This window comes from Mucilaginibacter psychrotolerans (assembly GCF_004519315.1).
GTDB classification, from domain to species: Bacteria; Bacteroidota; Bacteroidia; order Sphingobacteriales; family Sphingobacteriaceae; genus Mucilaginibacter; species Mucilaginibacter psychrotolerans.
In genome coordinates this window covers 393,693-415,839 of sequence record NZ_SOZE01000002.1, presented here as the reverse complement: position 1 = coordinate 415,839, position 22,147 = coordinate 393,693, and the positions used below count along the sequence as shown (strand labels likewise).

The window sequence follows — 22,147 nt, the reverse complement described above, 5'->3', positions numbered from 1 at the left end:
ATCGAAAAAACCGACATCCAGAGAGCCAACAAAGTAAGGTCAACAAAGGGCTTGCTTGTACATGTCTTTGGCAAAATTGCCGCTGCCTTTATTTACCTAATATTTAACTCTTGATTCGCATTAATTGTTGTTTTGGCTATTTGGTACCAAACGGCAGGTAAAAGCCGAAGGTGATATTGCGCCCCGGGTTGTACACGCCAAAGGTGGGGTCTTCCTGGCTGTAACGGCCCGGCCTTAAACGACTAAGGGCATCGTAGTAGCGTTTGTTGGTTAAGTTATTACCCGATACATATATCTTCAAAGGCTGCGCGCCCAATTTAAAGGTAGCACCTACGCCGGCATTCAGCAAAGTATAACCATCTGCAGGGGTTTCAAAGGTGGCATCGATACGGGTTTGCTTAAAGTAATTATCTATACCTGCAGACAGATAAAAATCTGAAAGGCCTTTTACCTTCGGCTCAAAACGCAGGGTGTTATGCAGTACGCCTGCCGGTATCAACGGCAACGGCCTGTCGAAACTTTCATTTTGCGCACGGGTGTAGCTAAATGTATTCTCAAAATGCAGGAAAGCTACTGGGTGCAGCGTTAAGTTGCCTTCAAATCCATAAAGGTTAGCGTTCACTTGGCCGTAACGATACGCGTCGTAGCTGCGCGGCTGGTTGGTAGTGGGGTCGATAACCGTAATTTGCTCGTTGTTGGTATTTGATGCGTAGATGTAATTGTGGATATAGTTCTCATAAATACCGAAGCTGCCGGTTACGAAGCCGGAGCCGTACTCCAGCGTGGCATCGGCCTGGTAACTGCGCTCGGGGGCTAAGCTACCGTTACCAATTTCGTAACGATTGGTACCTTCGTGTACACCATTAGAGCCCAGTTCGGCAGGGTTTGGCGCACGGAAAGCTGTGCCTGCGTTAGCTTTAAAGCTTAGCGCATCATTAAAGGCATGGGTATAGCCAAGTGCACCACTCAGGTTGCCGAATTTGTTATCGAAGCCCGTAAAAACCTCTTCGCCATCCACAAACTGCTGCTTGCCTTTGTTCTGAATATAATCAACCCGCAGCCCTGCGCTGAAGGTGTTCTTATCCCACACTTTTTTAATATAACCAAAAGCGCCGGTACTGTATTCATCGTATGCAGGCACCAGCAGCTCAACGCCTTTGTTTACGCTGTGCCCCAGGCTGGCGCTAAGGCCTATTACCGGGTGCCAGCCGTCAAATTCGTGCATATAATATTTGGCATCCAGCGAGTAGGTATTCAGGTCGAAAAATAGTACCGGACTTGGGTTATCCTCCAGCTCGCGGCGTTGGTTTTTTTGGAAACCGAGATCGAGTTTAAGCGAGCTGCCACCAAAAATAAAGTTATTATTCCATGCTAATTTATAATGGCGGATATCCTGCTTAGGGTAATCAAGCGTGCGGCTGGTGGTGTTGCTGTACAGGTTATCGCCGGGTTCGGCATCAAAAAAGCCAATATTGGTTTTAAAGTACGAGAAGTTAAGATGCGAATACCCCCAGGCTTTGTTTACGCCCAGCATGCCATTAACATCGGTTTGGTTAAAACCGCTGTTTTGAAAGTAGCCGGCAGGCGTATTGTACGAATGCGCGTTTTGGTAAGTGCCGCGCCCACGCCAAACAAAGCCATTCTCGTTGCCGGTTAGCATTAACGAGGTATTGATAAGGCCGCTATTGGTGGAGTAATTACTCAGCACTTCGCCTTTAACCGTTCCTTCTGCCGGTGAAGGCGGGTCGATGATATTGATAACGCCGCCTAATGCATCAGAGCCATACATTAATGATGCTGCGCCACGCAATACTTCCACGCGTTCGGCCTGGAACTGATCTATCTCTATACCGTGCTCATCGCCAAATTGCTGCCCCTGTTGTTTAACGCCATCGTTTAGGGTAACTACGCGGTTATAGCTTAGTCCACGTATAACGGGTTTAGAAATAGCCTGGCTGGTGGTAATCTGGCTAAAGCCTGGCACCTGGCGTGCAAGGGCATCGATTAAATTGGTAGATGAGCCTTGCAACTGTTCCTTTCCAACCACGGTTGCCGATGTACTGTTGCTGCGGCTGCCTGCCGTAATAGGCGTGCCGGTTATCACCACTTCGTGCGCCTCTACTACACTGGCCTGCATGGCAAATAATAACGGCGTGGCAGAAGCAAAATCTACCGTTTGGGTAATGGTTTTGTAGCTTACATATTGTACCTGCACCACATATTTGCCCGTTGAGGGCACCGAGCGCAGTACAAACTCGCCATTGGCGCTGGTAGCTACAGAAATATGCAGATCGGGGACGCTAACCACAGCGCCGATGAGCGTTTCGTTGGTTTTGGCATCAACAACTTTACCTTTAATAATATTAGCATCGGCAAATGCCGCAAATTGTATAAACAGGAAAAAAAGGGAACTAATGAGTTTCAGTTTCATAATAAATAAAATAAAAATCCGGTAAAATGCCACGTAATAGCGGCTTGATTAAGAATGGTGTTTATTAAGAAACAACAGGAGGAGCACGCCCGGCAGCTAATATGAGGGCTATGCTGGTAAAATCGTAAACGGGCGATTTAAATGTATGCGTAGTGGTAATAAGCGTGTGCATATAGGCCACACTTACCGAAAGGTCCATAGCAACATGGTGCATGCTATCGCAAACCTCGCACTTTTCTTTTACGATAGTGTGGGTAGAGGATTTACAATCGTGACAGGATGAGGCATGCACATTTTTTATCTGGTTGTGCTGGTGGGCATATACCATATACTGGCCGGTTGCAAAGCAAAGCAGCAATGCCCAGGCGTATAAAATATGGAGAGTGCTTTTTTTCACAATAGTTGATGTGCTTTTGGCAATTTTATGCAAAGCTAATTAATAATATGCTAACGCCATGTTTGTATGGTAACAATATTGTTAATTGCGCGTAATGATGACAATTTTAAACAGTGCGGCGTACGTATATTTGCCGGCATGAAACCCGCCGAAATTAACCAGAGGTTCGCCCAATTACAGGACCGCATTGCAGCCGACTTTGATAACGAAAAGCCCGACATAAAAGTACTGCTGTTTTTAATTGGCGTGCAGGAACTGGGGCAGGGCCCCCGCAAATTCAGCAAAAGGCAAAAGGAAGAACTGATGCACATAGCCAATTGCAAGCTGTTTAGCCAGATGGGCTTTTACGAACTGGAGGGGCAGGACCAGGATGGCTGGCCGCACTGGAAATTAGTAAAAACCATTCCCAATTACGCTATTCTAGAGCAGGAATTGCTCATTAAATCGCTTATTATTACCTATTTCGATGAGAACGGTTATTAGCGTTAAGTTGAAAAGGTTAAAAAGGTTGGAAGGGTTGAGGGTTGGAAAATCGGGCGTAACGATATATCTTTAGTAAACATTTAAATTTTTTACGACAATACCTATTTTAACGTTTTTACAACCCTTCCAACCTTTTTAACTTTTAATAACCTTTCCAACTTCTGATAACTTATATGAAGAAACTTTTTACCCTTACATTACTCCTGCTTACGGTGAGCATTGCCTTTGCCAGGCCGCCAAAGAACCAGTACGTGCGTATACGCACCAGCTACGGCGATTGTATCATACGCCTGTATAACCAAACGCCCCTGCACCGCGATAACTTTATCAAGCTGGCAAAACAGGGCTTTTACAATGGCACGCTGTTCCACCGGGTGATACAGAATTTTATGATACAAGGCGGTGATCCAGATTCGCGCGATACCAGCAAAACAAAACCCGGTGCCGAGCTGGGCAACGGCGACGTGAAATACACCATCCCCGCTGAATTCCGCGATAGCTTGTTCCACAAACGTGGCGTGTTGGCCGCTGCCCGCGAAGACAACCCCAAAAAGGCATCCAGCGGTTGTCAGTTTTATATTGTAGAGGGCAAGCGTTTTACGCCCGGCAAATTAGATACCCTGGAGATGACCCGCCTTAAGGGCCGCAAAATCCCCGCCTGGCAGCGCGACTTTTACACCACAGTTGGCGGCTCGCCCCACCTGGACCAAAACTACACTGTTTACGGGGAGGTAGTAACCGGCATAGATATGGTTGACCTTATAGCCGCCGTTAAAAAGGATGCACGTGACAGGCCGCTCGTTAATGTACCGATGACCGTAGAGGTATTGAAAAAGAGCGCGTGTAAGGCTTTGGACAAATTGCTTGGGCTTTAGTCCCCCCAGCCCCCTAAAGGGGGAGCTTTTGACGGCTAAACTTAAACATAACAATGATAACTTTTAAAGTAAAGTACCCCTTTTAGGGGGCGGAGGGGGCATGAAAATAATCACCTATAACGTCAATGGCATTCGTTCTGCCATCAATAAAAACTGGCTGGCCTGGCTACAGGCTACCGATGCCGATGTAGTTTGCCTGCAAGAGATAAAAGCCACGCCCGATGTACTCACCGATTTGGGCCTGATAGATGCGTTGGGTTACCAGCACTTCTGGTTCCCGGCAGAAAAGAAAGGCTACAGCGGCACCGCGATTTTCAGCAAGATATTGCCCAACCATGTAGAATATGGCTGCGGCATCCCCGATTTCGACCGCGAGGGCCGCTGCATCCGTGTGGATTTTGATGAGGTATCGGTTATGAGTGTTTACTTCCCCTCCGGCTCCAGCGGCGATGAACGGCAGGTATTCAAATACCGTTTCCTGGACGAATTCGGCAAGTACCTCACCCTGCTGAAAGTAGAGCACCCTAAGCTGGTGGTTTGCGGCGATTACAATATCTGCCACCGCGCTATCGATATCCACAACCCAAAATCCAATGCCAACTCATCCGGCTTTTTGCCCGAAGAGCGCGAATGGATGGAGAACTTCATCGAGTCGGGCTTTGTAGATACCTTCCGCCATCTGAACAAAGAGCCGCACAATTACACCTGGTGGAGTTTCCGCTCAGGTGCACGCGGGAAAAATTTGGGCTGGCGTATTGATTATGCCATGGCGAGTAAAGAGCTTGAGGGCAATATCAAACGAGCGGCCATATTGCCCGAAGCAAAGCACTCTGACCATTGCCCGGTGTTGCTGGAATTGGAGTTTTAGCCCCCTAACCCCCTGAAGGGGGAACAGAAGTTGATATATGCAAAAGAATCCACATTTAAAGAGATATTGGTTTCAGTTTGAGGATATCCCCCTTCAATATATGCCTGCTTTCGGTGTAGGGGTAACCGCGTACAGCTATGAAGATGCAATCGACACCATCAGCAAAACCGTTTTTGAAAATATGTTATTCCCCCATGTTACCATGTGTATAGAGAACATTGATGTCTCCACTTTGGATGTGGGACACGTTCTGCTGAACATGTTACCTAGTACGTTTAGGGGCGTTTGGTATCCAGCAGGATTTCACGAGATACAATTGAGGCCTGTTATTTATTAGTACTACCGCTAAATGCGTAGGATAGCTTTCCATTTTTATTAAATTTAGGCCATGCTCAAACTTCGTCAGCTTTTCCTTTTATCATTTGTAGTCACATATACGCTATCGGCCCAGGCCCAGCAACCCGGTGCCCCTATAGATGTGCTTCATTACAAATTTGCCCTGCAACTCAACGATGCTAATAACAACATAAAAGGGCAAGCCACAGTGCAGGTGAAATTCCTTAAAACCGTAAATGCCTTCAGCCTCGATTTGGTTAAAAAGAAAACCAATGGCAAAGGCATGCTGGTATCATCCGTTACAGAAGGTGGCAAGGCGTTGGTGTTCAAACAGGATAGCACTTCCCTTGTCATCAGCACAAAGGTTACTACTAGCAGCACCCACAACTATACCATCAAATACAGCGGCATACCTGCCGATGGATTGATTATCTCCACCAATAACTACAAGCACCGCACCTTTTTCGGAGATAACTGGCCCAACCGTGCGCAAAACTGGCTACCCTGTGCAGACCACCCCTCGGATAAAGCAACCGTCGAATTTATCGTAACCGCGCCAGCCCACTATGGCGTTGTGGCCAACGGGCTTAAATTAAAAGAGCAAACTTTGCCCGGCAATTTTAAACTAACGCACTGGCGCGAGAATGCCCCCATCTCTACCAAAGTTATGGTAATAGGCGTAGCCGATTTTGCTATAGATCATACAGGAGATGTTAACGGCATCCCCGTTTATACCTATGTATTCCCCGAGGATAAGGGTACGGGTTTTAAAAGTTATGCAGTGGCTAAAGAGATATTGCCGTTCTTCATCAAAAACGTTGGTCCGTTCAGTTACGAGAAATTGGCCAACGTACAATCAAAAACCATTTTCGGCGGCATGGAGAATGCCAGCTGCATTTTCTATTTCGAAGAATCGGTAAAAAGCCCCACGATAGAAGAATTGATGGCCCACGAAATTGCCCACCAATGGTTCGGCGATGCAGCCAGCGAAAAAACCTGGCCTAACTTGTGGTTAAGCGAGGGCTTTGCCACCTACATGACCAACCTATACCTCGAAAGCAAATATGGCACAAAACAGCTTGAGCAGCGGTTGCTGGCAGATAAGGCGACCGTATTTGCGTTGGAAAAAACACATTTCGCGGCTGTTGTAGATACCACAATAAACGGCGACTACATGAAATTGCTGAATGCCAACAGCTATCAAAAAGGCGGCTGGGTGCTGCACATGCTGCGCCGCAAACTGGGCGACGAACTATTCTGGAAAGGCATCCGTAATTATTACACGCAATACAAAGATAAAAATGCCAATACCGACGACCTATGCGCCGTAATGGAACAAGTCGGCGGCGTGGATTTGAAACCATTCTTCAAACAATGGTTGTACACAGCGGGGCACCCAGCATTAACGATTGAGAAAACGTACGATAAGGCTTCAAAAACTTTAACGCTGCACATCATCCAGAAGCAGGACACCGTTTACGAATTCCCTTTAGAATTCACGATTGATGGGAAAGCCGGGATTATCAGGGTAACGGAAAAAGAAATGACCATGAAGTTCACAGCCGAATCGGGTGATATCGTATTCGACCCGAATGTTAATCTGTTAGCAACGATAAAGATTGCTGATTGAATACATTGCTAGCAGATCGACCTCTTTTTATGACAATGCAAATAAAACATACCTCTTATTTCAAAAACCCCGAACAGGATGCCGCCTGGTTTAAAAACTGGGTTGCGCGCCTGGAGCAGGCTAATAACAAAACCTACCTAAGCATCGAAATAGAGACTGCATTGGGCAAAACGCAAGCGTGGGGCGTAAACACCAGGCTGAAAGATGCTGAAACGTTGGTCATATTCCCGGGTGCGCGCACCACATCTTTATTTTGGGATTTGGATAACGGGCTCTCTAACTTCGGCATGCCGCTTAAGATATATCTGGTAGAAACCAATGGACTGCCCAACCTGAGCGATGGCGGCACACCTGATATTAAATCAGCTGATTATGGAGAATGGGCGGCAGAAGTTTTGGATAAATTGAACATCGGCAGGGCGTATGTCGCAGGTGCCTCTTTCGGCGGGCTGATTGCCATGAAACTTTGCATCACACACCCGCAAAAAGTGCATGCAGCGTTTTTGCTTAATCCTGGCTGTTTGCAATCGTTCTCGCTTACCATAAAAAACCTTTATTACAATCTATTGCCCATACTGGCTACCAGCGAAAAGAATGTGCGGATTTTTTTAGATAACGCTGTGTTTTGCAAGCCGGAGCACCAACTTTCGCTGGAGGCAGAGCAATTACTCGTAGACTACGAAGTGTTCGCCATTAGCCGGTATAAAGACAATACCCAAAAGCCGTATGATATGGATAAGGAACTACTAAAAGTAAAAACTCCAACTTACCTGCTACAGGGTACAGCAGATATTTTATTCCCCCACCAAAAATCAGCAGCAGCCGCAATGGCAAAAATCAGCAACTTAAAAGAAGTTAAGGTATTTAACAACGTAGGCCACGGTATCGAGACCTATGCTGCGGCAATAGCGTACACCGGGGCCATCATCAAACGCTTACGATAAAAGCATCCCACATAAAAAAGCCCCCTAAAATGGAGGCTTCAAATATCTTGCTCCCCCTTCAGGGGGCTGGGGGGCTTCGCCTACCCTTTCACCCGCTCCACGTATGTGCCGGTAGCGGTATCAACCTTTACCTTATCGCCAATGTTGATAAATAAGGGTACGCGGATCTCGGCACCAGTTTCAACGGTAGCGTTTTTTTGCGCACCTGTTGAGGTATCGCCTTTTACTGCTGGTTCGGTATAAGTAATCTCTAATTCGGCCGAGCCGGGGATAGAGCCCATTATCGGTTCGTCGCTTTCAAAAGCTACGATAACGTTCGTGCCTTCTTTCAAAAATTTCACCGCTGCGCCGAATAAAGCCTTAGGTACGTTGTGCTGATCATACGTGGCGTTATCCATCACCACCAATGCATCTCCGTCTTCGTACAAGTATTGGTAATCTCCGGTCTCTACTCGGCGTACATCTACCTCTTCATCGGTCCTGAACCTGTATTCAACCAATTTACCCGAACGCACGTTGCGCATACGCGCCTGGTAAAATGCACGCAGGTTACCAGGTGTGCGGTGTAAAAACTCTTCTACCTGCACCAACTCCCCGTTGAACTTAAGGATGTTGCCGTTTTTTATATCAGATGCCTTTGCCATATTAAGTTTACGATTGAGAGGCAAAATTAATTATCTGAGCGTAAATGTGCAAATTTCAGATTTGCCCCAAATTTCGGCAACAAATTAAGAAGAATGGCTGTGCGAAGCCTTTTCCCATCTGCACATTTGAAATCTGAAATCCGCACATCCGCAACGCTATGTCAATTACTCCATTCTTGTTTAGTCAATGTCATAAAAGCCACTTTTTACATTAGTGCGCCAACCTTTTTAAAATAAACAGCTTATTTAGCCAGAGTTAGACTATATCAAAACGTTTTGGTGCTTTGTGGGTATTAATATAGGGTTAAGATTTAATAAAGTATAGCGTTTTGATATACATTTATGCTTATTTATTATTAAAAATGTGATATTTACAAACTTTAAAACCAGAGCAAAGCATACGACCACTAACATCACCGGTTCATGAAAACAACACCTGCCCAGTTAAAGATACTTTCGATAGATATCGGCGGTTCCAGCATAAAGGCTACCATATTAGATAGCAAAGGCAACCTGAAGATGGATTATAAAAAGGTGGTTACACCATCACCAGCCAGTCCCGAGAATGTAATAAAATCCATAAACGTACTGGTGAAAAGCTTCCCCGGTTATGATAAGGTGTCGGTTGGTTTCCCAGGCTATGTGCGCAACGGCGTGGTACGCACGGCACCAAACTTAGGCAACGATCTTTGGAAAGACATCAACTTTAAAGCAAAGCTGGAAGAAGCCCTGGGTAAAGATGCACAGGTAGTAAATGATGCCGATATGCAGGGCCTCGGCGTGGTAAGTGGCAAGGGCCTGGAGATGGTGATTACGTTGGGCACCGGTTTCGGTACTGCCTTATTGATGGATGGCCACCTGCTGCCTCACATGGAAGTGGCACATCACCCTGTATCAAAAGGCCGCGATTATGATGAATACATTGGCGACCGTGCGCTGGATAAAGAGGGCGTAAAAAAATGGAACAGCCGTATAAAAAAGGTTTTCAAGATTATGAAAACCGTATTCAATTACGACTACTTATATATCGGCGGAGGTAACTCTGACAAGCTTACGTTTAAGCTGGATAAAAACATGAAGATAGTAACCAATGCCGATGGCATAAAAGGCGGGGCCAGATTGTGGGCAGAAGATAAACACCCGGTTACGCACGTTGCAATGGCAACACCAACAAAATAATTACCTTTTCTTTTTAATACAACGATGGAAAAACCAAATCAAGCACTCGAAACATTAGCGATAGATACCGTAAGGATACTTTCTGCGGATGCAGTACAAAAAGCAAACTCTGGCCACCCTGGCACCGCAATGGCGCTGGCACCAATGGGCCATGTATTGTGGACCAAGTTTTTAAACTACAACCCCAAAAACCCCGATTTTGCCAACCGCGACAGGTTTATCCTTTCTGCAGGCCATGCTTGTATCTTACAATATAATTTCCTGTACTTAACAGGTTACGACCTGAGTTTAGACGATATCAAGGCATTCCGCCAGATGAACAGCAAAACCGCCGGCCACCCCGAATATGGTTTGGCACCGGGTGTTGATGTGACTACCGGTCCATTAGGCCAGGGTTTCGCAAACGGCGTTGGTTTTGCAATAGGTCAAAAACACTTAGCAGCCCGCTACAACAAACCCGGTTTCGATCTTTTCAATTATAACATCTACGCCATAGTAAGCGATGGTGATATGATGGAAGGCGTAACTTCTGAAGCAGCCTCTTTAGCAGGCCACCTGCAACTGGGCAACCTGATCTACTTATATGATGATAACCACATCTCGATAGAAGGCAGTACCGATATCGCCTTTAACGAAGACGTAAGTGCCCGCTTCCGTTCTTATGGCTGGCATGTACAGGAAATTGCCGATGTAAACGATACTCATGCTTTAGAGCTGGCATTGATCAACGCAAAATCTGAAACGCAGAAACCATCATTGATCCGCGTACGCTCACTGATTGCTTACGGCAGCCCGAACAAATCGGGTACTGCAGGTTCGCACGGTTCGCCGCTGGGTGCCGATGAGATCAAATTGGTAAAAGAGTTCTTCGGTTTCGATCCGGAGAAATCGTTCGAAGTACCTGCCGAAGTATTAGAGTACTACCATGCAAAAGGCGCACGCGGTGAAAAAACCGAGGCCAAATGGAACGAACTGTTTGCCAAATACAAAGCCAAATTCCCTGAACTGGCTGCGGAATACGAAACCGCAGTATCGGGCGAACTGCCGGCAGGTTGGGCCGATAAACTACCCACCTTCAAAGCATCCGATCCGAAGATGGCCACCCGCCAGGCATCAGGTAAGGTATTAAACGCCATTGCTGCAGGTCTGCCAAACTTAATTGGCGGTGCGGCAGATTTAGCTCCATCTACCGAGACTAACTTAAAAGAATACGATTCGTTCACTTCAGAAAACCGTGCAGGCCGCAACTTCCACTTCGGTATCCGCGAGCATGCCATGGGCTCTGCATTGAACGGTATGGCTTTAACAAAAGGCTTGCTGCCATTTGGCGCAACCTTTTTGCAATTTGCCGATTATATGCGCCCGCCGATACGTTTGGCAGCCATCATGAAGATCAGCCCGATATTCGTTTATACACACGATAGTATTGGTTTAGGAGAGGATGGAACAACCCACCAGCCGATAGAGCATTTAGCCACCTTACGTGCTATCCCTAATGTTACCGTTATCCGCCCGGCAGATGCCAACGAAAGCGCATTTGCCTGGAAAGTAGCGATAGAGAAAAAAGGCGGCCCGACGGTATTGATCTTCACCCGCCAGGGCTTACCAATCCTCGATCAGGATAAATACGGCAAAGCAAGCGGCGTAGAAAAAGGTGCTTATGTGGTATCAGAAGCCAGTAAAGAAATCGATCTGATATTACTGGCAACCGGTTCTGAAGTAGCCCTGGTGATGGATGCGCAAGCTAAATTGGAAGCAGAAGGCATCTCTACCCGCGTGGTGAGCATGCCATCATGGGAGCTATTTGAAGCGCAGGATGCCGCCTACAAAGAATCGGTATTGCCAAAAGCAAGCCGCAAACGTTTGGCGGTAGAAATGGCCTCACCAATGGGCTGGCATAAATACACTACCGACGAAGGCGACACGCTGTGCATGACCACCTTCGGCGAATCGGCCCCGGCAGAAGACTTGTACAAACACTTCGGCTTTACCGTAGATAATGTAGTTAACAAAGCGAAAGCTTTATTATAGATATAAGAAATCAAGAGTCAAGAATCAAGATTGGAACGTCTGTCTTGCTTCCTGGCTCTTGACTTCTTGCTTCTATCAAAAATATGAGTTTAATAAGCGAACTTAAATGGTCCTCCGAAATTATCAACCCTGTTGGTAAACAAAAGGTAGCGCAGCAAATTGCCGCAATGGTAAAAGATGGCGATATACTGGGCGTGGGATCGGGCTCAACGGTTTATATGGCGCTGCTGGCTATTGCCGAACGCATCAAGGCCGAAAAGCTAAACGTGCTGGCTATACCTACATCCATAGAAATATCGATGTTTCTATCCAAGTTGGGCATACCCATGACGACTTTGTACGAGCATACGCCCGATTGGCTTTTTGATGGTGCCGATGAGGTGGACCCCAAAAACAGCCTGATAAAAGGCCGCGGCGGGGCCATGTTCAAAGAGAAGCTTTTGATAGCCAGCAGCAAGCGCAGCTATATAATTGTAGACGATAGCAAGATAGTAGATAAGATAAATACCAATTTCCCTATCCCTATTGAGGTGTTCCCGCAGGCATTACTGCATGTGGAAGCCGAACTGAAAAAACTGGGCGCAAACAGCATCGTCTTACGCCCGGCAAAAGGCAAGGATGGTCCGGTAATTACTGAGAATAACAATTTGATACTCGATTGCTATTTTGATGCCGTACCCGATACGATGGAACGCGACATCAAGTCGATAACCGGGGTGATAGAGAGCGGACTTTTTATGGGTTTTGAACTGGAGATTTTGGTAGCATCAAACAGCTAAAATTGTTTTTACGCTGCGATAACCAAACGATGAGATTGGGTTAACAGCAAAGCCCGGATTTATTAAGAATTTTGAAGAAATTTAAAGAAATACACCGAAAAACTAAGACTAATTAACATTAATATTCCTGAACATGGCAAACAACGTTAAACAAATACATGATTTCGGCCAGAGCATTTGGCTTGATTTTATCGACCGCGAGATTATCGCTTCGGGCAAACTGCAAAAACTGATAGACGAAGATGGCGTAAGAGGCGTTACCTCTAACCCGGCAATTTTCGAGAAAGCCATCACCGGCAGTTCAGATTATAATGAAGATATCAAAACACTTGGTGCCGATGCAAAAACCACCGAAGAGTTGTTTTTTGGTTTAGCGGTAAAAGATATCCAAGCAGCCTGCGCGTTGTTTGAAGGTGTTTATAACGAAGAAGTGGCTGGTGCCGATGGGTATGTTAGCTTAGAGGTATCGCCATTTTTGGCACTTGATGCCGAAGGCACCGCTGCACAGGCAGAACTGCTTTGGAAACAGGTTGACCGCAAAAACGTAATGATAAAAATCCCGGGCACAAAACCGGGCCTGGTAGCCATACAACAGTCTATAGCCAAAGGCATCAACATCAACGTTACCTTGCTTTTTGGCTTAGAGCGCTACGAAGAAGTAGCCAATGCCTACATCGCTGGTTTAGAAGAGCATTTAGCCGCAGGCCATAAAATTGCGCATATATCATCAGTTGCCAGTTTCTTCCTTAGTCGTATAGATGTAGCTGTAGATCCATTACTGGAAGCTGCTGGTCACAAAGAATTGGTTGGCGAGGTTGCTATCGCATCGGCAAAAAAAGCATACGAAATATACAAACGCGTTTTCAGTGGCGAACGTTGGGAAAAATTGGCGGCAGAGGGCGCAAAACCACAGCGTTTGCTTTGGGCAAGCACCGGCAGCAAAAACCCTGCATTTAAAGATACTAAATATGTAGAGGCGCTTATAGGCCCGGATACTGTTGATACCGTTCCATTGGAAACTGTTGATGCATTCCGCGATCATGGTATTGCTGCCAATACACTGGAATTAGGTTTAGACGAAGCAACTGCAACTTTAGCCAAATTACCAGAATTAGGTATTGACCTGGACGCTATTACCCAGCAATTGGAAGACGAAGGCATCGAGAAATTCAACAAGCCTTTCGAGAAACTGCTGAAAGCTATAGAAGAGCAAAAAGCAAAAGTTTAAATAAGCCGAAGCTAAAAGCGAAGGGCTGGTAAAAAACAGCGTCTTGAACAGCTAAAAAACGAGGGCCTTGCGTGATTCCCCTCTTGAGAGGGGTGGAGGGGTGTGTTGACCAGCGTGGCAAACACACCCCTGCCATTGCGCTCAGTCCAACACACCCCCTCTCAAGAGGGGAGCAATAGAATATCTGCCCAATGAAATACAAAGACCTCAAGATCCTTTTTTTCGACGTAGGCGGCATTTTGCTGACTAACGGCTGGGGACACGAATCGCGTAAGGAAGCTGCGAAGAAGTTCGGGCTCGATTACGAAGAAGTAAACGCCCTGCATAACTTCATCTTCAACGTGTACGAAATTGGCAGCATCACGCTTGATCAGTACCTCGATACCGTAATCTTTAATCATCCGCGCGAATTCGTGCGCGAAGATTTTAAAGAGTTTATGTATGCCCAGTCGAAAGAACTGCCCGATATGCTGGCTTACCTGAAAGAGTGGAAGAAGAACTGCGGTTTCCGGGTAATATCCATCAACAACGAGGGCAAGGAACTGAACGATTACCGGGTAAAGAAATTCAAGCTGCACGAGGCATTCGACGCATTTATTTCCTCCTGCGAGGTAAAAATGCGTAAACCCGACCCGGGTATATGGCAGCTGGCCATGGGTATTGCGCAGGCCCCGCCCGAGCAGTGCGTGTACTTCGACGACCGTATCATGTTCGTAAAAACAGCCGAAAAACTAGGCATCCGTGCCTTTCAGCATACCGACTTCGAGACAACTAAAAAAATATTAAACGACCTTAAAGACGAAAACCTCAAATAACATGAGCGCAACAACAGATAAATATGCCTTTGGCATGATAGGCCTGGGTGTTATGGGCCGCAGCTTACTGCTCAATATGGCCGACCATGGCTTCGCAGTAGCCGGGCACGATAAAGATGCCGGTAAAATATCTTCCTTAAACGAAGAAGCGGGCGACCGCAAGGCAAAAGGCTTTGGCGATGTAAAAGAATTTATCGCAAGCCTAACCACCCCGCGTGCTATTATGATGCTGGTACCCGCCGGTAAAATTGTAGATGCTGTAATTGAGGAGCTTGTTCCCTTGTTGGAAAAAGGCGATATTTTGATAGATGGCGGTAACTCCCACTTTACCGATACCAACCGCCGTGTGGAAGAACTGGAAGCCATTGGCCTGCACTTCTTTGGCATGGGTGTTTCCGGTGGCGAAGAAGGCGCGCGCAAAGGCCCGAGCATGATGCCGGGCGGCGATAAGCAAGCCTATAACGTAATGAAGCCGATATTCGAAGCCATTGCGGCTAAGGTTGATGGCGTGCCGTGCGTAACCTATATCGGTCCGGGTGCATCGGGTCACTTTGTGAAGATGGTGCACAACGGTATCGAGTATGGTATTATGCAATTGCTTGCCGAGACTTACGAGATCATGAAAAAAGGATTGAAGCTCGATAACGAAGCCATTGGTAAGATTTTTGCCGAGTGGAACGAGGGCCGCTTACAATCCTTCCTGTTAGATATCACTAAAGACATCTTCAAATACAAAGCACCTGGTACCGACCACCTGTTGTTGGATGATATTAAGGACGAGGCCCGCGCCAAGGGCACAGGTAAATGGACATCACAAAGCGCAATGGATCTACAGGCACCTATCCCAACGGTAGATACCGCAGTATCAATGCGCGATATGTCTAAATACAAAGCCTTGCGTACCGAAGCAGCCGGCATCTACAGTACCGAAGATCACCAGGCTATTGAGGGTAATACCGAAGAACTGGTTGCCGCGCTGGAGCAGGCTTTCTACTTTACCATGATCATCAGCTACGCGCAGGGCATGCACATGCTCTCCAACGCATCTATTGAGTACAAATACGAGCTTAAGCTGGATGAGATTGCTAAAATCTGGCGAGGCGGCTGTATCATCCGTTCAAAATTCCTCGAGAATATCTACGGCGCATACGGTAAAGACCAATCGCTGGCGCACCTACTGCTCGATGCAGATGTTGCCGCTTTGGTACAAGGCACCCTACCAGGCATACGCAAAATAGTATCCTTGGCAGTTGCTGCGGGTATTGCTGCACCGGCCTTTGCTGCATCCTTAAGTTATTTCGATGCTTTCCGCAGCGAACGCATGCCTTCTAACTTAACCCAGGCGCAGCGCGATTATTTCGGCGCACACACTTACGAGCTGATAGGCAAAGAGGGTACCTTCCATACGCAATGGGTACCTAAAGACTAAGAGAGGTAAGAAATCAAGAAACAAGATTCAAGAATTTAATACAACAGGCAAGAAACAGAGAGGGCATCAATCAAAAAAGGCATATCCCCCAATCGGGCTTTTCTTGGTTCTTGGTTCTTCAATTCTTGCTTCTAAAACACTACGACAATGAGTAATGTAAAGTCTGACCCTACCATATTTATCATTTTTGGCGGCACGGGCGACCTTAACTCCCGCAAGATTGCCCCTGCTCTTTACAATCTTTTTTTAGATGGCTGGATGCCGAAGCAATTCTCCATCATCGGCACGGGCCGTACCAAGCTTACGGATGGGCAGTTTAGGGACAACTTGCATAAGGATATAGACCAATTCTCGCGCAGCGGTAAAACCGATGCCAAGAAATGGGCCGAGTTTGTAAACAACATTTACTACCAGGTATCTGATGCTACCGATGCCGAAACTTACAAGGAGTTCGGCAAGCGCATAGCTGCCCATAACGAAGAATGGAAAACCACGGCCAACGTGCTGTTTTACCTCGCCGTTGCGCCAAACTTCTTCCCGATCATCGCCTCCAATATCCATAAAGCCAAACTGGCTGAGGATAAGAATAGGGTGCGTATCATCATCGAGAAACCTTTCGGCCACGATTTGGAGACCGCCAAGGAATTGAACGAATTGCTGAAAGGCATTTTTGATGAGTGCCAGATTTATCGTATAGATCATTACCTGGGCAAAGAAACCGTACAGAACATTATGGCGTTCCGCTTTGCCAACTCCATTATGGAGCCACTATGGAACCGTAACTATATCGAACACGTGCAGATATCCGTAACCGAGCAGCTGGGCGTAGAAGACCGCGGCGATTACTACGATGGCTCCGGCGCTATGCGCGATATGATACAGAACCACTTGCTGCAATTGCTTTGCCACGTGGCCATGGAGCCGCCGGTTAGTTTTGTTGCGGATGAAGTGCGCGACCGTAAGGTTGACGTATTGAAAGCCATGCGTCGCTTTACACCAGAAGATGTACGCAACTCCGCCGTACGTGGCCAGTACGGCAGCGGCTGGATGAAAGGTAAGGAAGTGCCCGGCTACCGCGAAGAAGCAAAGGTTGATCCGAATTCTAACACCGAAACATTTGCCGCCTTTAAGTTTTTTGTAGACAACTGGCGTTGGCAGGGTGTGCCTTTTTATGTGCGTACCGGCAAACGGCTGCACCAATCGTCATCGGTAATAACTATACAATTCAAAGATGTACCGCATTTGATATTCCCAACCGAAGCGGCGGAAAGCTGGCAGCAAAACAGGCTCATCATCAGCATACAACCCGAGATGAGCATCCGTTTGCAGGTACAGGCTAAACGCCCGGGCATAGATATGGTACTCAATGTAGTAGATATGGTGTTTGATTATAAAGGTACTTATACCAGCCAGGCACCTGAAGCGTACGAAACATTAATACTGGATACCATGCATGGCGACCAAACCCTGTTTATGCGTGGCGACCAGGTAGAGGCCGCATGGGAGCTGGTTATGCCGATATTGAACACCTGGCACAATAAAAAGAGCCTGAATTTCCCTAATTATTCTGCCGACTCGTGGGGGCCGGAAGCCGCTGAGGCATTAATTGCACGAGATGGTTTCAACTGGTTCACTATACCTGTGAACGGCAAAAAATAAGGTTTTATGAAACTGAATATATTTAAAACTGCAGACCAGGTACTAGCCAGCCTGGCAGAATTCTTTGCCAACACCGCCGCAGCGGCTATAGAAAAAAATGGCCGCTTTAGCGTTGCGCTAAGTGGCGGTAGTTCTCCCAAAAAGCTGCATGAATTGTTGGTAAGCGATTACCGCGATAAAATAGAGTGGGAAAAGGTTTGGTTCTTTTTTGGCGACGAGCGCGATGTACCGTTGACAGATTCGCAGAGCAATTACCTGATGGCGAAGAACACCCTGTTTGATCCGCTGGGGATAAACCCTGCCCATGTGTTCCCGGTACAAACCGAATTGGGTGCCGATGAGGCCGCCAAACAATATACCAGCAATTTAATCGATTTCTTCGACGGGCAAAACGCCAGTTTCGATTTGATTATTCTTGGCCTGGGCGATAACTCGCATACGGCATCACTGTTCCCGCATACTTCGGTATTGCACGACGAGAGCGCCTCAGTACAGGCGCTCTACATCGATGAGGTAAAAATGAACCGTATCACCTTTACTGCTCCGCTCATCAACAATGCGCAGCATATCGCATTCCTGGTGTACGGCGAAGGCAAGGCAGAAGCGGTGAAACATATTTTGGAAGACGATAAGGATATTGAACTATACCCCGCCCAACTGATTGTAGAAACCAGCGATGGCGATTTGCAATGGTTTATGGATGAGGGGGCAGCAGGGAAACTGGAGAAGAAATAAGTTTACGTTTAGAACGCATACGAAGCCAATAACAGCAATGTTATTGGCTTTCTCTTTTAGTTGCTAATTTAGCCTGCCTTCTAGCTCTTTGATAAACTCTTTAAAGCAACTGCATTTAGCTTCAATCTTATCAATATTTAATTGTTTGAAAAGGTCGGGACAATGAGATTCCTTATATGGGTTTTGAGATTTACGTGTTATTTTTTTTAGTTCTTCTTTGGGCTCTTGAATAAACATTGGGTCCTTATTGGACTTGTGATTTATCTTGTGGATTTTGTTGAAGGTTTCTATGTCGCCAAAAACCAATGCTTCTAACTCCCAAATATTCAGTAGTAACACGCCTTGGTTATTAATAGATTCGTTTAGGTTGTTGAACCATTGAACCCTCTTTTTGAGTTGATCTGTTTGAGATTTCAATGCATCAAGGTCCCTTATGCAAATAGCAAACGCGCATTGTTTGCGCTTGAACTCTACAATTAATGCTTTTCTAAACTTTAAGGTATCTAAGCCTGTCCCCGTTGTACCTTGCAGCAAGGGAACAAAATGAATTCTATCATTGTACCTTTTTGCTAATAAGTTTTTTATTGAAGAAGTATCGTTCGGGTCTTCGCCCACAAGCCCAACTTTTACCATTGTTCTAAATCGGATAAAAGCCAGTAATCGCTAAGAAAGCCAACTTCTTTGATGTATTCTTTCGCCTTATCGGTCTCCTCATCGGTAAGGTGGCGGATTTGAGTGCCCTTTGCTAAATCGTACTCGGCTATTAATATATTCCCTAATTCGTTTTCATTCAAATGGTCCAACGCTTTAGGGGAGTGTGTGGAAAGTATAATTTGCTTATCTTCTGATTGCTCTTTTAAGAAATTCATCAATAGGTGAAATTGATGAGGGTGGATGCCGAGCTCGGGTTCTTCAATTAATACAAAACCAGTTGCATAAATTACTTCAGAGACAATAAAGAAAAGACGTCTCGTGCCGTCGGACAATTGAGACCAAGGCAACCAGTTTCCGTTTATTAAGAACTCCAGTTTGATATTTTCAATAGTAACGCTTTTTTCATCCTTATAAACATTTAGACTGGTATTAAACTTTACATCTTCAATTGGTGTAAATTTCTTTAAAGATGAGACTATGTCTTGGTTGAAAATTAAATGTTCGTTTATAGCAGGCACCGAAATTTTGCTAATTGTATCTATATCATCCACATCATATGAAGATTCAACTTTCCAAAAAATCTCGCTGATAAATGGCAATGTATCGGGATATATCCAGTAATAAAATTCGTTTTCTAAGCCAATGCGGAGCGTACCAGGAATATCTATACAAGTAAGTTTATTTGGGAGATTAAATTTAATATACAACGGATATATATTTTGATACCCTAAATTGATAAACAATCTTGTTAGTTTCCTATAAAAGATTTTCCTCCCATAGTACAAGAATGCAGTGCGGGAATCTGATTCGTTAGTCGTATCAAGCACAGTTTGATTATCAATAATCAAACGTTCGAATACATTTATGGCATCTGGAATACTTTCTTTGTCAATTCTGTTATAAGTGGCTTTTTCTAATTCAAGCACAAACGTATGGTTATCTTCAGATAAGAATCTAAGGTTAGCATACTTAAATAAAATTTTAGAATTTGCGTCTGTGTGCGCCGCCTGATGAATAAATTCCAAAAAATTAGACTTCCCCGCACCGTTCTTCCCAATAAGAATATTCAACCCCTTTTGAAAATCTATAGTAAGGTCTTCAATAGACTTATATCCCTTAAGGTGAACTTTATCAAGATAAACTCGTGGTCGCTCTGCAACTTCAGTAGGCATAAATATAAACCAATGATTTAATACAAATGTATTCGTTTTTAAATATAAACAATCTTTGAGTTGTTTATAAGTCAGCTAACACCACGTTATCGTCAATTTCCCAAAAACCTTTCGCTTCGCATGTTGCTTTCCCCTCTAAACAATCGTATTTTAGCATACATCAAAAGCCCTATCTATGCAAGATTACCAACAACAACTCTTAAGTATGTTTGTGCCCGAGGAGGAAATTCCCGAGCAGCACCGTATAGCAGAAATCCACCAGCGCGAATATTTGGTTAACGGCGAAATGCGCCAATGGGATGGCGACGTGAGCGAGGTGTATTCGCCCGTAATGCTGCCCGATGCTGATGGCGTGCTGAAACGTAAGCTGATTGGCACCTATCCCGTTTGCGGAGAATATGAGGCCATGGAAGCAATGGAAGCTGCCCTGAAAGCCTACGACAACGGCCGCGGCGCGTGGCCTACCATGAGCATTGTAGACCGTATCAAATGCATGGATAAATTCGTGTATAAGATGATTGAGCAACGAACGCTCATTGTAAAACTCATTATGTGGGAGATTGGCAAATCTTATGCAGACTCTGCCAAAGAGTTCGACCGTACGGTGGAGTACATCAACGCTACAATCGATGGGTTAAAAGATATTGACAGGCAATCTTCCCGTTTCGAAATGGCGGAGGGACTGGTAGCCCAGATACGCCGCTCCCCGCTCGGTGTGGTACTGTGCATGGGGCCGTTCAATTACCCGCTTAACGAAACCTTTACTACGCTGATACCCGCCCTTATAATGGGCAATACCATTTTATTTAAACCGCCTAAGCACGGTACGCTGTTGCACTACCCGTTGCTGGAGGCATTCAGGGATGCCTTCCCTAAAGGTGTCGTAAACACTGTTTACGGCCGAGGTGCCGTAGTTACGCCCGGCCTGATGGCGACCGGTAAGATCAACGTGCTGGCCTTTATCGGCAGCAGCAAGGTTGCTAACGACCTGAAGAAACGGCATCCAAAAATTAACCGTCTGCGTGCGGTGTTGAGCCTGGATGCTAAGAACGCCGCCATCGTTACCAAAAATGCCGATCTTAAGCTTGCCGTTAGCGAGTGCATATTGGGTGCCTTATCTTTCAACGGGCAGCGCTGTACGGCCATCAAAGTAATATTTGTACAAAAGGAAGTGGCAGACGACTTTTTAAAGCTATTAAGCGAGGCCGTAAGTGCATTGAAACCCGGCCTGCCCTGGACAGATGGCGTAAAGCTTACCCCGCTGCCCGAGCCGCATAAACCCGATTACCTTAAAGAATGCATAGCGGATGCCATTTCCAACGGAGCCAGCGTAATGAACGAGCACGGCGGCGTAACTGCCGAATCGTTCGTTTTCCCGGCGGTGGTGTACCCGGTTAACGAGAAAATGAAGCTGTACCGAGAGGAACAGTTTGGCCCGATCATCCCGGTGATACCATTTGAAGATATTGAGGAAACTATCCAATACCAGATAGATTCGCCGCATGGCATGCAGGTGAGTATCTTCAGTAACGATGCCAAGGAGATTTCGGCACTGATAGACCCCTTTGTGAACCTGGTGAGCCGCGTAAACATCAACAGCCAGTGCCAGCGCGGGCCGGATGTATTCCCCTTCACGGGGCGCAAGGATAGCGCAGAAGGAACCTTATCGGTACATGATGCATTGCGCTCGTTCTCTATCCGCTCACTGGTGGCAACCAAAATGAACGAGATTAATAAGCAGCTCATCAACGAGATTGTAAATGATAACGATTCGAATTTTTTGAGTACGAAGTATATTCTTTAGTCAATAGTCCGTGGTCCATAGTCGATAGTAGCTCAACTATTTTCCGGCTATGGA

At 46.0% G+C, this 22,147-nt stretch carries 20 protein-coding genes; 15 read left to right on the top strand and 5 right to left on the bottom strand.

Annotation, left to right across the window (positions count from 1 at the left end; all coding sequences use genetic code 11):
* Positions 1-136 precede the first annotated feature (136 nt).
* Positions 137-2,431: a TonB-dependent receptor gene (locus tag E2R66_RS03920; protein WP_133226171.1), complete on the bottom strand. Its 2,295-nt coding sequence runs from the start codon at positions 2,429-2,431 to the stop codon at positions 137-139.
* Between the two features lie 64 nt (positions 2,432-2,495).
* Positions 2,496-2,828, bottom strand: a complete 333-nt coding sequence (locus E2R66_RS03915) for a hypothetical protein (RefSeq protein ID WP_133226173.1) — start codon at positions 2,826-2,828, stop codon at positions 2,496-2,498.
* Between the two features lie 138 nt (positions 2,829-2,966).
* Between E2R66_RS03915 and E2R66_RS03910 the strand changes: the two genes are divergently transcribed.
* The 6 genes from E2R66_RS03910 to E2R66_RS03885 all read left to right on the top strand — a co-directional run bounded on the left by E2R66_RS03910 (position 2,967) and on the right by E2R66_RS03885 (position 7,964).
* Positions 2,967-3,311: a hypothetical protein gene (locus E2R66_RS03910; protein ID WP_133226851.1), complete on the top strand. Its 345-nt coding sequence runs from the start codon at positions 2,967-2,969 to the stop codon at positions 3,309-3,311.
* A gap of 173 nt (positions 3,312-3,484) precedes the next feature.
* Positions 3,485-4,186 (top strand): peptidylprolyl isomerase, encoded by a 702-nt coding sequence (locus tag E2R66_RS03905; protein WP_133226175.1) that lies wholly within the window; start codon positions 3,485-3,487, stop codon positions 4,184-4,186.
* Positions 4,187-4,286: 100 nt separating this feature from the next.
* Positions 4,287-5,054, top strand: coding sequence for an exodeoxyribonuclease III (locus E2R66_RS03900; RefSeq protein ID WP_133226177.1), 768 nt, complete (start codon positions 4,287-4,289; stop codon positions 5,052-5,054).
* Positions 5,055-5,091: 37 nt separating this feature from the next.
* The gene (locus E2R66_RS03895; protein ID WP_134737902.1) at positions 5,092-5,391 is read left to right on the top strand and encodes a hypothetical protein; all 300 of its coding nucleotides are present in this window, start codon (positions 5,092-5,094) and stop codon (positions 5,389-5,391) included.
* A gap of 51 nt (positions 5,392-5,442) precedes the next feature.
* Complete coding sequence (locus E2R66_RS03890) at positions 5,443-7,020, top strand: M1 family metallopeptidase (RefSeq protein WP_133226179.1); 1,578 nt, start codon at positions 5,443-5,445, stop codon at positions 7,018-7,020.
* A gap of 35 nt (positions 7,021-7,055) precedes the next feature.
* Positions 7,056-7,964, top strand: a complete 909-nt coding sequence (locus tag E2R66_RS03885) for an alpha/beta fold hydrolase (protein WP_133226181.1) — start codon at positions 7,056-7,058, stop codon at positions 7,962-7,964.
* A gap of 80 nt (positions 7,965-8,044) precedes the next feature.
* Here E2R66_RS03885 and efp read toward each other — a convergent pair whose 3' ends face one another.
* Positions 8,045-8,608: an elongation factor P gene (gene efp, locus E2R66_RS03880; RefSeq protein ID WP_133226183.1), complete on the bottom strand. Its 564-nt coding sequence runs from the start codon at positions 8,606-8,608 to the stop codon at positions 8,045-8,047.
* A gap of 423 nt (positions 8,609-9,031) precedes the next feature.
* On the opposite strand from efp, the gene E2R66_RS03875 reads away from it, so the two are divergent.
* From E2R66_RS03875 to pgl, 8 genes are all read left to right on the top strand, one after another.
* Complete coding sequence (locus tag E2R66_RS03875) at positions 9,032-9,787, top strand: ROK family protein (protein ID WP_133226185.1); 756 nt, start codon at positions 9,032-9,034, stop codon at positions 9,785-9,787.
* A 24-nt stretch (positions 9,788-9,811) separates the two neighbouring features.
* Positions 9,812-11,818 (top strand): transketolase, encoded by a 2,007-nt coding sequence (gene tkt / locus E2R66_RS03870; protein ID WP_133226187.1) that lies wholly within the window; start codon positions 9,812-9,814, stop codon positions 11,816-11,818.
* Between the two features lie 83 nt (positions 11,819-11,901).
* Positions 11,902-12,597: a ribose 5-phosphate isomerase A gene (gene rpiA, locus E2R66_RS03865; RefSeq protein ID WP_133226189.1), complete on the top strand. Its 696-nt coding sequence runs from the start codon at positions 11,902-11,904 to the stop codon at positions 12,595-12,597.
* 133 nt (positions 12,598-12,730) lie between these two features.
* Entirely contained in the window at positions 12,731-13,825 is a 1,095-nt protein-coding gene (gene tal / locus E2R66_RS03860; protein WP_133226191.1) for a transaldolase, read from the top strand.
* Between the two features lie 191 nt (positions 13,826-14,016).
* Entirely contained in the window at positions 14,017-14,640 is a 624-nt protein-coding gene (locus E2R66_RS03855) for an HAD family hydrolase (RefSeq protein WP_133226193.1), read from the top strand.
* Position 14,641: 1 nt separating this feature from the next.
* Positions 14,642-16,069 carry an NADP-dependent phosphogluconate dehydrogenase gene (gene gndA / locus E2R66_RS03850; protein ID WP_133226195.1) on the top strand — a complete coding sequence of 476 codons (1,428 nt, stop codon included), beginning with the start codon at positions 14,642-14,644 and terminating at the stop codon, positions 16,067-16,069.
* 147 nt (positions 16,070-16,216) lie between these two features.
* Positions 16,217-17,728: a glucose-6-phosphate dehydrogenase gene (gene zwf, locus E2R66_RS03845; RefSeq protein ID WP_133226197.1), complete on the top strand. Its 1,512-nt coding sequence runs from the start codon at positions 16,217-16,219 to the stop codon at positions 17,726-17,728.
* Positions 17,729-17,734: 6 nt separating this feature from the next.
* On the top strand, positions 17,735-18,463 hold the full coding sequence (pgl, locus tag E2R66_RS03840; protein ID WP_133226199.1) for a 6-phosphogluconolactonase: 729 nt from the start codon (positions 17,735-17,737) through the stop codon (positions 18,461-18,463).
* Between the two features lie 63 nt (positions 18,464-18,526).
* On the opposite strand, the gene E2R66_RS03835 is transcribed toward pgl, so the two are convergent.
* Positions 18,527-19,096 carry a DUF4276 family protein gene (locus tag E2R66_RS03835; RefSeq protein ID WP_133226201.1) on the bottom strand — a complete coding sequence of 190 codons (570 nt, stop codon included), beginning with the start codon at positions 19,094-19,096 and terminating at the stop codon, positions 18,527-18,529.
* Positions 19,090-20,289, bottom strand: coding sequence for an AAA family ATPase (locus tag E2R66_RS03830; RefSeq protein ID WP_133226203.1), 1,200 nt, complete (start codon positions 20,287-20,289; stop codon positions 19,090-19,092). The genes E2R66_RS03835 and E2R66_RS03830 overlap by 7 nt, the downstream gene beginning before the upstream one ends.
* A 175-nt stretch (positions 20,290-20,464) precedes the next feature.
* On the opposite strand from E2R66_RS03830, the gene E2R66_RS03825 reads away from it, so the two are divergent.
* Entirely contained in the window at positions 20,465-22,093 is a 1,629-nt protein-coding gene (locus E2R66_RS03825) for an NADP-dependent glyceraldehyde-3-phosphate dehydrogenase (protein ID WP_133226205.1), read from the top strand.
* Positions 22,094-22,147: the final 54 nt, after the last annotated feature.